Here is a 14,093-nt window from a genome sequence, read left to right on the forward strand (position 1 = left end):
CATGTCGACGCAACGTATTTGAAATGTTGATTTGGTTGATACAGATGGAAGCGGCTGGTTAGAAGAGCTGTTTAGGAGGCGTGCATGATCGGTAGTTTCGGAATCGGTGCCGTAACACTTGCAGAGGCACAGATGGAGAAGCCAAGCGTGCAGGACTTCCTGCCTCCAGAGATTCTGTTCCAGGGAACGCCATTCGCTATTAACCGCATCATCTTCGTGCGTATTCTCGCCACGATTATTATGCTGCTCGTGCTTGGCATTACAGCAGCAAGGGCCAAGGTCGTACCTAGCCGTTGGCAGAGCGCCGTGGAATGGCTGATCGACTTCGTCAAGAACAGCATTGTGTATCAGGTGATGGGCGAGGTGCGCGGCAAGCGTTATGTGCCTATGATCACGACTGTGTTCTTGTCGCTGCTCGTATTCAACTTGTGCGGTGAAGTTCCTGGTTTCAATATTGCAGCTTCGGCAACAATTACGTTGCCATTAGTCTTCGCAATGTGGTGCTTCTGCCAGTACTGGATTGCCGGTATTCGTGAGAAGGGCATTGGCAAGTTCCTGAAGGACGAAATGTTCCCAGCTGGCGTGCCATGGCCTGTGTATATTCTGCTGGCCCCAATTCAGCTGCTCGAGCTGCTGATTATTCGTCCGTTCTCGCTGACGATTCGACTTTTTGCCAACATGGTTTCGGGCCACTTGATTTTGGCTCTGTGCCTGTCGGCAACGCAATACTTCCTCATTACGCTGCATAACTGGATGATTACGTTCGGTGTTATTACGTTTGCAGCCAGCATGTTCATGTACCTGTTCGAGATCTTGGTGGCTTGCCTGCAGGCATACATCTTTGCCATCCTGACCACGGCATACATCAACATGAGCTACCCAGAACTCGACTAATACGCAATCTGACGACTGCAATTAGTAACGTAATCATTCAAAATTAAAGATTTGAGAATTTGTTGTAAGGGCCATGCGCGACCCAAGCAATGACCAGAAAGGAAACAACCATGGATATCGTTACCCTCGCTGAGGTTGCCGGCAATCTGAACGTCGTCGGCTACGGCCTGGCCGCTATTGGCCCTGGCATCGGTCTGGGCATCCTGATCGGCAAGACGATCGAAGGTACGGCTCGTCAGCCTGAGCTCGGTGGTCGTCTGCAGACCCTCATGTTCCTTGGCTTGGCATTCGTCGAGGTGTTGGCACTGCTCGGCTTCGTTGCCGCGTTCATCTTCCAGTGATCGAAGCATCACAGTTAGAAAAACGAGTGCAGTTGTTCCAAGAACATGAAAGGAGGAGGACGCTATGGTGACCCTCGCTGAGGGCGGAGCCGACCTGTTTATTCCTAAGGTCTATGACATCGTCTGGTCGCTGATCATTTTGATCATCGTCGCCTTGTTCTTCTACAAGTTCTTCCTGCCAAAGTTCCAGTCTGTGTTCGACGAACGCGCTGAGAAAATTAAGGGCGGCATGGCTAAGGCTGAGCAGGCCCAAAAGGATGCAGATGAGATGAAGAAGGAGTTCGAAGCCAAGTTGGCTGAGGCTCGCATCGATGCATCCCAGAAGCGCGATAACGCTAATGCTGAAGCTGCACGTATTATCGCCGAAGCGCGTTCACGTGCTGCAACAGAAGCTGCACAGATTACCGAGAACGCTAACCGCTCCATCGAAGCGATGAAGCAGAAGGCTCTTGTCGAAGTCAAAGCACAGATCAACCAAGACGCTGTGCGCTTGGCTGCAGGTATTCTGCAGCGCGACTTGACGGATGCGGCAGTTCAGCAAGACATGATTGACAAGCAGATCGACGGTATGGCTTCCGCTGATCAAGGCAAATGAGGCACAAAGACTTTAATCCGGTTACACGGAAATAAAAATCTTTGTAAACCCCAACAAGAAGGGAGGTGAACAATGCGAGGAGAAGCTTCGCGCCTAGCAGACCGCAGCTCACGTGATCTGATGGCGTCAAAGATTCAAGCTCTCGGAAGTGAAGCCGGGAAGCTGGCCGAGCAGATGTTCACGCTCTGCGACGTGCTGGATGCCAACCCAAGGTTGCAGCGCGCAATGACAGACCCTGGCCGTCCTGTAGAAGACAAGAAGAAGCTTGTCCGCACACTGATGGGCGAGCAGGCTATGCCAATCACGCTCGAAATCCTCGACGATCTTGTTGCTCGTTCCTGGAGCCGTGCATACGACATCGATAACGCTGTTGAAGACTTCGGCGTTGATGCTGTTATGTATGAGGCTGATTCACGAGGACAGACGTTACAGATTTCGGTCGAACTTGCGAAACTGCAATCCGCATTGCTGAACCTTCCTGTGGTGCGCTCGAGCCTGTCGGGTTCGAATGGCGTTACTGCAGAGGCCCGCGTTGAGCTGCTTCATAAGCTCATCGATAATGCGCACTTTGACAAGATGACAGTCAAGCTTGCAGAGCATGCTGCAGCAAATCCACGCAAGCGTCGTTTCGTTGAGACGCTTCAGTGGCTGATCTCGAAGTTCTCTCGTCACATGGGCGAATCGATGGTCACCGTGACCACCGCAACGCCTCTGAACGATGAACAGATTCAGCGACTGATCGACGTTTACACGAAGAAGCTGGGACGCAAGGCGTTTATCCACTGTGTCGTTGATCCATCAGTGCTCGGCGGCATGCGTGTGCAGGTTGGTGACGAAGTCACTGATCGCACGGTGGTTGCGCAACTGGAGAACTTGCAGCGCATGGCAAAGGTGTCGTTCGGCGAGTGAACAACCCGAACTGCTGATTTCAGCACACCTGAACCATACTGATTTTTGAACAAACAATAAGGAGTGATCATGGCAGATTTGACCATTGATCCCGCCACCATACGTGAGGCGCTGAATGAGTTTGTGGACTCATATAAGCCGTCCGACACGCCTGCTTCTGAAGTAGGTCATGTCGCAACGGCCGGCGACGGCATCGCGCATGTGACGGGACTGCCTGGTTGCATGGCCAATGAGCTGCTGACCTTCGAGGATGGCACGCTCGGCCTGGCATTCAACTTGGATGCTCGTGAAATCGGCGTCGTTATTCTCGGCGATTTCGCTGGCATTGAGGAAGGCCAGGAAGTTCGCCGTACGGGTGAGGTGCTTTCCGTGCCAGTTGGTGACGGATTCCTTGGCCGTGTGGTGGACCCGCTGGGTAACCCAATTGATGGTCTGGGCGAGATCAAGAGTGAAGGACGACGCATCCTCGAAGCACAGGCTCCAGATGTGATGCATCGTCATCCTGTCGATGAGCCACTGTCGACTGGTCTGAAGGCAATTGACGCAATGACGCCAATTGGCCGTGGTCAGCGTCAGCTCATCATTGGTGATCGTCAGACTGGTAAGACTGCTATTGCTATCGATACGATCATCAACCAGAAGAAGAACTGGGAATCGGGCGATCCTAAGAAGCAGGTGCGCTGCATTTACGTAGCTATCGGCCAGAAGGGTTCGACGATTGCTTCGGTGCGCCAGAGCCTTGAAGAGGCTGGTGCAATGGAGTACACGACGATCGTGGCTTCGCCAGCATCTGATTCCGCTGGCTTCAAGTACATCGCACCATACACGGGCTCGGCAATTGGCCAGCACTGGATGTACCACGGCAAGGACGTGCTCATCGTATTCGATGATCTGTCTAAGCAGGCTGAAGCTTACCGTTCAATCTCGCTGCTGCTGCGCCGCCCACCTGGACGTGAAGCTTACCCTGGCGACGTTTTCTACCTGCACTCCCGCCTGCTCGAACGTTGCGCACGTGTTTCTGATGATCTTGGCGGTGGCTCGATGACTGGTCTTCCAATCGTCGAGACGAAGGCAAACGACGTGTCTGCCTACATTCCAACGAACGTGATTTCGATTACCGATGGTCAGATCTTCTTGCAGTCTGATCTGTTCAACGCAGGCCAGCGTCCTGCAGTCGACGTCGGTATTTCGGTGTCTCGAGTCGGTGGTGCTGCACAGACGAAGGCTCTGAAGAAGGTCTCGGGTACGCTGAAGATTTCGCTGGCTCGTTACCGTTCGCTTGAGTCGTTCGCTATGTTTGCCTCTGATCTGGATGCGGCTTCGAAGAACCAGCTGAACCGCGGCTCTCACTTGACTGAGCTGCTGCGCCAGCCACAGTTCTCGCCTTACTCGAATGAGCAAGAGGTCGTGTCGATTTGGGCTGGTACGCATGGCAAGTTCGATGACCTGCCAATTTCGGAAGTGCTGCCATTCGAGCATGGTCTGCTCGATTACGTGGCCAACGAAACCAAGGTTATGGACACGATTCGCGACACTGGCGATTTCTCTGAGGCTACCGAAGCCGAACTGGAGAAGGCCGTTGATGAGTTCCGTGATTCCTATGTGACCAAGGCTGGTCAGCCACTGGTGACGAGGAAGAAGGCAGCTCCATCGGTCACGCCTGTTGAACAAGAGCAGATCGTGGCAAAGAACGCTAAGAGCTCGAAGAAGACCGAAGAAAAGAAGTGACCTATGGGATCGCAACTCGCATTAAAGAGCAGGATTGCCTCCACGGGTTCGTTGGAGAAGATCTTTAACGCCCAGGAGATGATCGCGGCTTCGCATATCGCTCAGGCCCGTGAAGTGGCTATGAACGCGAAGCCGTACACTGATGCGATTTTCGATGCCGTCCAGACGCTCGTGGCGCACAGCCATATCAAGCATCCAATTGCGCAGTCCAACGAGGACAACCCTCATGTTGCAGTGTTGTCTCTTACGGCGGACCGTGGTATGGCTGGCGCGTACACGTCGTCGATCCTGCGTGAGACTGAGGATTTACTCAATCGCCTTGAAGCTAAGGGCAAGAAGCCACAGCTTTATGTATATGGCCGTCGTGGTGTGACGTACTACAAGTACCGTAACCGCGATCTGGCTCAGACGTGGGAAGGTGACACTGAGAAACCCGGCGTTGAGGTCGCAGACGCTATTTCACGTGCGCTGCTGAACGCGTACATGAAGCCCGAAGAAGAGGGCGGTGTCTCCGAGCTGTACATTGTGTACACCGAGTTCATCAACATGGTCGTGCAGAAGGTGCGCGTGCTGCGCATGCTGCCTGTGCAGATTGTTGAGGCTGAGCACGGAGAAGCTGGCCCAACAACGACGGAGCAGATGGAAACAGCGTTGCCGCTGTACGCATTTGAGCCAAGCCTTGAGGAAGTGCTTGACGTCGTACTGCCAAAGTACGTGCGTTCGCGCATCCACGAGTGCTTGCTGGAAGCAGCTGCATCGGAAGTTGCTTGCCGCCAGAATGCAATGCACACGGCCACAGATAATGCACGTAGCCTGATTGAGGACCTGACCCGTAAGCTCAATGCTTCGCGCCAGGCGTCCATCACCCAGGAACTGACCGAAATCATCGGCAGCGCCGATGCACTGAGCAACAAGGAAGAGTAGGACGCAATGGCTGAAGAAACAACGCAAGCCACGGCCGCGACTCAGCAGCCTGTAGAGCCTGTCGTGGGTCGCGTCACGCGAATCCAGGGCTCCGTTATTGATGTGGAGTTCCCTGTCGGTCATATGCCTGACATCTACAACGCTTTGACCGTGGAACTCGCGGGCATGGGCGCTGATGAAGAGGGCGAGACCAAGAACACAACAATCACGCTTGAAGTGGAGCAGCACCTTGGTGACTCCACGGCTCGTACGGTCGCACTTAAGGCAACTGATGGTCTTGTGCGTGGTGCAATTGTGCACGACACTGGCGGCCCAATCGAGGTTCCAGTTGGTGATGTGACGAAGGGTCACGTGTTCGATGTTGCTGGCAACATCCTTAACAAGAAGGAAGGCGAGCACATCGAGGTCAAGGAACGTTGGCCTATCCACCGCAACCCACCAGCATTCGACCAGCTTGAGTCGAAGACGCAGATGTTCGAAACGGGCATCAAGGTCATCGATCTGCTGACGCCATATGTGCAGGGCGGCAAGATTGGTCTGTTCGGCGGCGCAGGCGTCGGCAAGACCGTGCTGATTCAGGAAATGATTCAGCGTGTGGCCCAGAACCACGGTGGTGTGTCCGTGTTCGCTGGTGTTGGTGAGCGTACCCGTGAGGGTAACGATCTGATCGGCGAAATGGAAGAAGCTGGCGTGCTTGAGAAGACGGCTCTCGTCTTCGGCCAGATGGATGAGCAGCCTGGTACGCGTCTTCGTGTGCCTCTGACAGCTCTGACGATGGCAGAGTACTTCCGTGATGTTGAAAACCAGGACGTGCTGCTGTTCATCGATAACATCTTCCGCTTCACGCAGGCAGGTTCTGAGGTGTCCACGCTGCTGGGTCGTATGCCTTCTGCAGTGGGTTACCAGCCAAATCTGGCTGATGAGATGGGTGCTCTTCAGGAGCGTATTACGTCTACGCGTGGTCACTCGATTACGTCGCTGCAGGCTATTTACGTGCCTGCAGATGATTACACCGATCCTGCACCTGCTACGACGTTCGCTCACTTGGATGCAACGACTGAGCTTTCGCGTGATATCGCTTCGAAGGGTATTTACCCTGCAGTGGATCCACTGAGCTCGACGTCTCGTATTCTTGATCCTCGTTACGTGGGCCAGGCTCACTACGAGTGCGCAAACCGCGTCAAGGCAATTCTGCAGCGTAACAAGGAGCTGCAGGACATCATCGCTCTGATCGGTATCGACGAGCTCGGCGAAGAGGATAAGACGACCGTCAACCGTGCACGTAAGATCGAGCAGTTCCTCGGCCAGAACTTCTATGTTGCACAGAAGTTCACGGGCGTTGAGGGCTCCTACGTGCCAGCTGAAGAAACGATCGAAGCCTTCACTCGTATTTGCGATGGCTACTACGACGATGTTCCAGAGCAGGCATTCTCTGGCATCGGTGGCATCGAAGATCTCGAGAAGAAGTGGCACAAGATGCAGAAAGAGCTGGGTGAGTGATGTCAGCCGCGACGATGAACGTGAACATCGTCGCCTCGGACCATCCGGTCTGGAGCGGCGAGGCTAAGTCCGTGACGATTCCTGCGTATTCGGGCGGCATGGGCATCCTGCCGGGCCACGAACCAGTGCTGACTGTTATTCGTGAGGGCGATCTTGTGGTCGTCGACCCAGAAGGCACGAAGCATTCGTTCGAAGTGACCGATGGCTTCATCTCATTCGATTCGAATAAGCTCACTGTCGTCATCGAGAGCGCACGCAGTATTTCAAATCAGACGGTTGAGGAAACGGGTCTGTGATCCAGTTGATGCTCAACTGATTTGAATTTCAACGTTAAGGGACATGCAGTTTCGACTGTATGTCCCTTTTCGTTGCTCTTATTTCATTAATTTATCTTGATTTTTCTGGCACCAACTCTGGCATTTCGTGCGCCATATTGGCAGCCGTTTCTTGCTGAAGATTCACTTCGTAATTGTGCCCAAGGTTGTGGGCTGCGCTAGGGTGGTGCTTATGCGCGTTATTGTTGCAGACTGCAGTGCCGAATACACCGGCCGACTTCAAGCATCCCTTCCACTCGCACGCCGAGTCATTCTGATTAAGGCAGACAACTCGCTGCTCATTTTCTCTGAGTTGGGCTCGTATAAGCCACTCAACTGGATGGTTGCGCCGTGCACAATTCATGACATCACGCCAGACCCGAGTGATCACGATCCGTCCACTCCTGTGCCCGAGAAGATTATTAAAGTTACCGCAGATAAGACTTCTGACATTCTCGAGGTTACGTTCCAGCACATCTATGCCGATAACACGTACGATTTGGGCGAGGACCCAGGCCTGATTAAGGACGGCGTAGAAGACCATTTGCAGCGTTATTTAGCCGAGCAGATTGAGCGTATTGGCGAAGGCGCACGTTTGGTACGTCGTGAGTTCCCAACGGCTATTGGCCCAGTCGACATTATGGCTGTGGACGCTGAAGGCACACATGTGGCTATTGAGATTAAACGCCATGGTGGTATTGATGGCGTTGAGCAGCTGACTCGCTACTGTGAATTGCTCAATAGAGACCCTCTGCTGGCTCCTGTACGCGGTATTTTCGCAGCACAGACCATTAGCCCTCAAGCACGAGTATTGGCCGAGGATCGTGGTTTTGAATGCCTGCTGCTCGATTATGACGAGATGCGAGGAGTAGAAGACGATTCGCTGAAGCTGTTCTAAAGCAATAGCTATAAGAAAACCGCCATGCTTCCATAGCATGGCGGTTATTTTTTGTGGTTTGACTCAGGGGTAAGTCAGTCTCGGGGGCTGGCTTGCAAATGAGTCAAACGTCTGATCACTTGTACTTGCCGAGAATATCCACGACGAACACAAGCGTGCTGTTTGCAGGAATTGAACCGTTTTCCTTGTCACCATAGCCCATGTCTGGTGGAACAACGAGCAGCACCTGGGAACCAACCTTGTGGTTCTGCAGGCCCTTCTCCCAGCCCTTAATAACGCCACCCGTGCTCGACGTGAACAGAGGAGCATCGAACGTCGTATTCTTATCCCAGCTGGAATCGAACTGCTTACCGTTGAGCAGCCAACCCGTGTACTTGACGACGGCGTAATCGCCTTCCTTCGTCTCTGGGCCAGTACCCTCAATAATCGTCTGCGAAATCAGCTTGTCAGAGCCCTTGTAGCCATGCATATCAATCGATGGCTTGCCATCTTCAGCAGTCGTTACCGTTGGCAGATCAGCAGGAATATCCTTGACCTTTGTGCCTTCAGCCTTCGTCAAATCCTTCATCTGATCAACAATCGTGTACACGAACAGATACGAAGCTGCGCCAGTGCCATCGTTGCTACCAAATGCAACCGTGCCGTTGACCTTCATATGCGTAAAGATCTCGTACCTATCTGGGTTGCTCTGACGGTAGGTGTCATTGAGCGCTACCGAGCAATCAAGCTGGCCAGAAGCCCACGTGCTGTTGAGCTCGGTGCCATCCTTCGTGTTAATAACAAGGCCCTGCAGGCACAGACGGTTACCAGCCTTAATCTGAGCACCGTTGCCTTCTTCAAGAATGACATAGGCATTGTTCTCAACAGTCAGTGGTGTTTTAAACGAAATAGTTGGCTTCTCACCAGGCTTGCCAGAAGCAGTTACGCCTGCAATTTGCTTTGCCGAAACTCCGGGGATTGCCGAGTTTGGTTGAGCAGAATCGTCGGATCCGCATGCTGCCATCGAGATGCAAGCAATGAGCGCCGTTGCAGCCGCAAGAGCGCGTGCCACAATAGAAGTCTTGTGTTTTTGCATAACCCCTAGATTAACCTTCCAGCATGATTTATGGAGGAGAATTCGTGGAGGTTTCCGAAAAGCTTGTAGAATATTGACGTTATGAATGATGCAGCAGAGAAATCAAAGTCCGCCCCAAGGTCGCACGAGCCTTCGCGGCATGCCAAAATCATGCGTGGCATCGTCACTCCTATTTTTGGCCTGCTAGCCGTTTGCTTCATCGTATTCGGCGTACTTAACGCAACGATTTGGAAGCCTTCGACGCACATTAGTGCAAGTGCTCAGGCTAAAAATGAGCAGTACATTATGATTGACCAAGGCATGCTTGGCGCAGTCGACAAAGATGTGACTGTTTCTATTAAAGCTTCTAATCCACAAACACAACTGTGCATGGCAGTTGCAACGCAGAAGGATGCCACAGGTTGGGTAGAGGGCTATCCATATGCGCGTATTTCTGGCCTTGAGTCGTGGACGCAACTGGAAGTAACTGATCAGAAGGCACATGGCCAAGCCACGCCATCGGATCAGGATGTTGCCTTTGCTGACTCTGATATGTGGCGCCAAGTCAAGTGCTCGACGGGTAAGGTCACAGTCAAGCTCAAGGACATGCAAAATACGCCGCTGGTGGGCCTGATCGATATGGGCACGAACCAGAATTCGGCTGACATTGTTATGGAATGGGATCGCCAGCAGGTTCCTGACTTTGCTATGCCGTTCTACTTCGCTGCAGGCCTGTGCATTGTGCTTGCTGTACTGAGTGCTTCGGTATTCGCTATGGATCCAGAAAAGCGCCGTAAGGCTCTGGGCATTGATGGCTTGGATGAAGATGCTTCTACGATCGCAAAGATTCATCAGGCCGTTAAGGGTAAGCCAGATGAGGTTACCGTTGGCGAAGCTGTTGCCGGCACGTTTAAGACGATGACGCGTGGTCTGAAGCGCAAGCCTCATGATCCAACGAAGGCACATCGTCGTCATGCCAAGCCAGAGCATGAAGAAGAATCGGCTCCAACGATTATTGATCCAACTAACCGCAATATGTTGGTGAAGACGGCTAATGCTTCGAATGATGCTGAGCCAGCAACGGATGCTGCAGAAGAGGCTCCAGAAGCAGATGAGACGGATGTGCGCAGTGCACAGTCGGAGTCTGCAGTTGAGCCACAAGCTGCACCTGATGATGGCACGCAGACTTCAGTGATTACGCAGGATGAATTGCAGGCTTATTTTGCTCGCCTTGCTCGCGAAGAGCATGTGCAGTTCCCACAGGAACCAGCAGCGGATGAGCAGGCTGAGTCGCAGGACGAGGAATCATCAGAAGACAACGAAGCTGATGACTCGGCAAGCGAGGAGAAGGACGAACAATGAACGGCTCAACAACACGAATTGTCAAGCGACTGATCGCTGCAACGGCCGTGCTCGTCATGGGCGTCTCGCTGGCTGCCTGCGAGGGCGAGCTGCCAAAAGTGTCGCAAGACACGAACGCAGAAGCTATTCCTGATCTGACTACGGATCAAGAGAAGGCCATCCGCGAGAAGCTGCTTGCTGATATTCAGAAGTGCAATGACGAGAAGAATCCAGCAAATCTTGGTCAGGCTATGACCGGACCAGAGCTGCAAATTCGCCAGAGTGAGCTGCAGATCGCCAGCAAGACGAACGAGCTCGATCCTAAGACGAAGATTCCAACCGACATTACGCAGACGGTTGTGCCAACCGATAACGGCTGGCCTCGCTCAGTGTTCACGATTACGACAACAACCGATGATCAGCAGTCGAAGCGCCTACTCGTGTTTACGCAGAACAGCGCACGCTCGAATTACAAGCTGTGGGGTCTGGCACGTCTGTTCCAGGGTGTGAAGATGCCAAAGTTCGCTATTCCAGCCATTGGTGCACAGAACGGTACCGAAAGCGATAACGGTCTGCTGATGACGCCAAAGCAGGCTGTTGAGCGCTATGCTGACGTGCTGCAGAACGGCAAGAACAGCAAGTATGCAGCAGACTTCGGCGATGACCTGTTCCGCCAGGAACTCGAGCAGCTGCAGAACACGGTTCAGCAGGGTATGGAGCGTAATAAGGGCTCGCAGCAGCAGACGTTTACGCCAGTGAATGGCGAAATGCGCGTCATGCGTTCGGCTGATGGTGGCGACTTGGTTGTTGCACAAATCAACTCGGAATGGACACGTTCGGCAGGCGAGGGCCGCGAATCGCAGCCAGCTTCGAAGTCAGAAAAGGCACTGTTTGGCGACGGCAAGGCCACCAGCACTATGCGTGTGCAGTACGTCAACGTTGTGGCACTGTATATTCCACCAAAGTCCAATGCTGTTGACTCGGCTCATGTAGTCACTGCAGTGGGTGCAGAACGTCAGCCAGTCAAGGTCGAAGCAATCTGAGGTATTTTTGAGGAGGCAAAGCATGGCATCGAATGAACATATTCGTCCAGGCATTAATTTGGCAGGTGCAGTTGATCTGGAAGCTGTGCGTCATCGCGTAGAAGCTGAACCAGGTCAGCAGGGAGGCGCCCCTTCGGCCGGCGGCTATGTTATTGATGTCGACACACAGACGCTGCAGTCCATGGTCACGAACAGCACGCAGTGGCCAATTGTTGTGTTCTTCTGGATTCCAACCGATGACCGTCTGTTCCCAATGGCCAAGGCTCTGGCCGATGCTGTGAACGGTCTTTCGGGCCAGATGCAGCTTGCTCGTATTGATATTTCGAAGAGCCCCGAAATTGGTCAGGCCTTCCAAATTCAGGGTGCTCCTGCACTGTTCGCACTAATTGGTGGCCGTCCAATGCCAATTCTGCAGGGCCTGCCATCGGATACCGAGCTGCAGCAGGTGACTGAGCAGGTTATTCCTCAGCTGCTGAGCGTGGCCCAGCAGGCTGGTGTGCAGGGTACGGCTCCTTATATGGACGCTGAGTCGGCTCAAGCTGACGATGCTGCTAACGCTGAGCCTGAGATTCCTGCCTCGCATATGGAAGCACATACACTGGCTCAGTCGGGTGATTACGCTGGCGCTGCAGCCGCTTACGAGAAGGTGCTGGAGTCTGATCCTTCTGACGCGCTCGCTCAGCGTGAGCTCGCTAAGGCTCGTCTGCTCGCACGTTCTGCTCAGGCTGACGTTCGCGCCGTGCGTACGGCCGCTGCCGACCGTCCTGACGACGTCGAAGCTCAGCTTGCCGTGGCCGACATCGATATGATCGGTGGTCAAATTCAAGACGCGTTCGACCGCTTGCTTGATTTCGCTGCCTCGCACAAGCAAGATATTGAGCCCGTTCGTAAGCGTCTCGTAGAGTATTTCTCTATTCCTGATCCAAGCGACGAACGCTTGGGACGTGCACGCAGGCGTTTGGCCGTGCTGATGTACTGATTGCAAAATACGCATAGAAAAGAGCGGACCAGTTCAATAGAACTGGCCCGCTCTTGTGTTTTGCGGACTTAAAAGGGGGATAGTCCGTAAATCTTAATTAGGCAACAAGCTCATGCTTCTTTGCATGCTGCTTGTTGGTCCAGAAGGACTGAATCTGCTCAAGTGTACGACCCTTGGTCTCAGGTACGAACAGGCGTACGCCGAGGAAGGCGAGGAAGTCGAACACTGCCCAGAAGATGAACGTCCAACCGCCCCAGTTGGTCATCATGGCTGGCGTCAGCTGAGCAACGAGGAAGTTAGCAGCCCAAGTGAACATCGTGCAGAAGCCTGCTGCACGACCACGCATATAGGTTGGGAACAGCTCGGAAACCATAACCCAGGTAATAGGGCCCATGGAGTATGCGAACGAAACAATAACCATGCAAGCGAAGACGAGTGTCAGCACGCCGTTCCAGTGGAACATCATCGACAGACCCATGAGCACGTAGAACATGCACATACCAAGGGCACCGCTCATCATCAGTGGCTTGCGGCCAATGCGATCAATCATGTACAGGCCAAGAATCGTAGCGAGCACGTTGACGGTACCCGTAATTGCCGAGCACAGGAATGCAGTGTTACCGCCAGGGAAGATGCTCGAGAAGATCGTTGGTGCATAGTAGAAGATGGCGTTCTGGCCAACGAGCTGGTTGCACAGAGCCAAGAAAATACCAATGCCCAATGCATACGACAGTGGCGAACGGAACAGATCCCTGAACGAACCCTTCTTGTCGTCTTCGAGCGACTTCTCAATAGCCTTCGCCTCACGCTGAGCAGCTTCAGGGCCATTAATGCGCTCAAGCACACGCATACCAGCAGCCTTGTGACCACGCTGCAGCAGGAAGCGAGGGGACTCTGGCATCAGCACCAGTGCGAAGACGAGTACGAGTGCTGGAAGAGCGCCGATAGCGAGCATCCAACGCCATGCCTGGTTAGCGAAGTCTGAGTGAATGCCGCCCTTGGCAGCAATGAAGAAGTTAATAATGTTGGTCAGCAGAATACCAATCGTGCACAGGAACTGGTACATCGAAGACAAGAAGCCACGGTTCTTTGCAGGAGCGCACTCGGTGATGTAGGTAATAGCCTGAGACGACGAAAGACCAATGCCAAGGCCGCCAACAATACGTGCAGCAATCAGCGTTCCTGGGTTCATAGCCAGTGCCGACCAAATTGCAGCGAAGAAGAACAGAATAGCGCCAGAAAGCAGTACTGGCTTACGACCAACACGATCAGAAATGAAGCCGGAAACACCGACGCCAACAATGCCACCGATCATAATGGACGAAACAATCAGTCCCTGAATGCCCGTGCCAAGATTCCACAGCGCCGTCAGATACGTAATTGCGCCAGAAATACTGACCGTATCGTAACCGTAGAGCAGACCAGCAAAGCCTGCACTCACAGCCAGAATAATGACATATTTCAGTGAAGACGTTTCTTTAGGATGTACAACCTCGCCAGGCTGTACAGCTTCTATAACTTGTGGTGTTTCAATAACTTCAGATTGTGATGTGGTGTTTTCCATGTTTGGGGC

14 protein-coding genes are annotated in these 14,093 nt (G+C 53.2%); 12 read left to right on the forward strand and 2 right to left on the reverse strand.

Annotated elements, in window-relative coordinates:
• Window positions 1–84: 84 nt before the first annotated feature.
• From atpB to nucS, 9 genes are all read left to right on the forward strand, one after another.
• Entirely contained in the window at window positions 85–894 is an 810-nt protein-coding gene (gene atpB / locus D2E26_RS00235; protein WP_125962716.1) for a F0F1 ATP synthase subunit A, read from the forward strand.
• A gap of 110 nt (window positions 895–1,004) precedes the next feature.
• Window positions 1,005–1,235, forward strand: coding sequence for an ATP synthase F0 subunit C (gene atpE / locus D2E26_RS00240; RefSeq protein WP_125962717.1), 231 nt, complete (start codon window positions 1,005–1,007; stop codon window positions 1,233–1,235).
• A gap of 67 nt (window positions 1,236–1,302) precedes the next feature.
• A complete protein-coding gene (locus D2E26_RS00245) occupies window positions 1,303–1,830 on the forward strand; it encodes a F0F1 ATP synthase subunit B (RefSeq protein ID WP_164515854.1) in 528 nt (175 codons plus the stop codon).
• 72 nt (window positions 1,831–1,902) lie between these two features.
• Window positions 1,903–2,739, forward strand: a complete 837-nt coding sequence (locus D2E26_RS00250; RefSeq protein WP_125962719.1) for a F0F1 ATP synthase subunit delta — start codon at window positions 1,903–1,905, stop codon at window positions 2,737–2,739.
• Window positions 2,740–2,808: 69 nt separating this feature from the next.
• Window positions 2,809–4,467 (forward strand): F0F1 ATP synthase subunit alpha, encoded by a 1,659-nt coding sequence (gene atpA / locus D2E26_RS00255; protein ID WP_125962720.1) that lies wholly within the window; start codon window positions 2,809–2,811, stop codon window positions 4,465–4,467.
• Between the two features lie 3 nt (window positions 4,468–4,470).
• Entirely contained in the window at window positions 4,471–5,391 is a 921-nt protein-coding gene (locus tag D2E26_RS00260) for a F0F1 ATP synthase subunit gamma (RefSeq protein ID WP_125962721.1), read from the forward strand.
• A 6-nt stretch (window positions 5,392–5,397) separates the two neighbouring features.
• Window positions 5,398–6,891: a F0F1 ATP synthase subunit beta gene (gene atpD / locus D2E26_RS00265; protein ID WP_125962722.1), complete on the forward strand. Its 1,494-nt coding sequence runs from the start codon at window positions 5,398–5,400 to the stop codon at window positions 6,889–6,891.
• Entirely contained in the window at window positions 6,891–7,187 is a 297-nt protein-coding gene (locus tag D2E26_RS00270; protein WP_125962723.1) for a F0F1 ATP synthase subunit epsilon, read from the forward strand. Before atpD ends, D2E26_RS00270 begins: the two co-directional genes overlap by 1 nt.
• A gap of 211 nt (window positions 7,188–7,398) precedes the next feature.
• The gene (nucS, locus tag D2E26_RS00275) at window positions 7,399–8,103 is read left to right on the forward strand and encodes an endonuclease NucS (RefSeq protein ID WP_125962724.1); all 705 of its coding nucleotides are present in this window, start codon (window positions 7,399–7,401) and stop codon (window positions 8,101–8,103) included.
• Between the two features lie 115 nt (window positions 8,104–8,218).
• Here nucS and D2E26_RS00280 read toward each other — a convergent pair whose 3' ends face one another.
• Window positions 8,219–9,178, reverse strand: coding sequence for an FKBP-type peptidyl-prolyl cis-trans isomerase (locus D2E26_RS00280; RefSeq protein ID WP_125962725.1), 960 nt, complete (start codon window positions 9,176–9,178; stop codon window positions 8,219–8,221).
• 81 nt (window positions 9,179–9,259) lie between these two features.
• Here D2E26_RS00280 and D2E26_RS00285 point away from each other — a divergent pair, with 81 nt between their 5' ends.
• The 3 genes from D2E26_RS00285 to D2E26_RS00295 are packed head-to-tail and all read left to right on the forward strand — an operon-like array spanning window position 9,260 to window position 12,520.
• Complete coding sequence (locus D2E26_RS00285; RefSeq protein WP_125962726.1) at window positions 9,260–10,519, forward strand: GTPase; 1,260 nt, start codon at window positions 9,260–9,262, stop codon at window positions 10,517–10,519.
• Entirely contained in the window at window positions 10,516–11,541 is a 1,026-nt protein-coding gene (locus tag D2E26_RS00290) for a DUF8094 domain-containing protein (protein WP_125962727.1), read from the forward strand. The genes D2E26_RS00285 and D2E26_RS00290 overlap by 4 nt, the downstream gene beginning before the upstream one ends.
• A 22-nt stretch (window positions 11,542–11,563) precedes the next feature.
• Window positions 11,564–12,520: a tetratricopeptide repeat protein gene (locus tag D2E26_RS00295; protein WP_125962728.1), complete on the forward strand. Its 957-nt coding sequence runs from the start codon at window positions 11,564–11,566 to the stop codon at window positions 12,518–12,520.
• A 97-nt stretch (window positions 12,521–12,617) separates the two neighbouring features.
• On the opposite strand, the gene D2E26_RS00300 is transcribed toward D2E26_RS00295, so the two are convergent.
• The gene (locus tag D2E26_RS00300; RefSeq protein ID WP_125962729.1) at window positions 12,618–14,084 is read right to left on the reverse strand and encodes a sugar porter family MFS transporter; all 1,467 of its coding nucleotides are present in this window, start codon (window positions 14,082–14,084) and stop codon (window positions 12,618–12,620) included.
• Window positions 14,085–14,093 lie beyond the last annotated feature (9 nt).

It is taken from the genome of Bifidobacterium dolichotidis (genome assembly GCF_003951975.1).
GTDB classification, from domain to species: Bacteria; Actinomycetota; Actinomycetes; order Actinomycetales; family Bifidobacteriaceae; genus Bifidobacterium; species Bifidobacterium dolichotidis.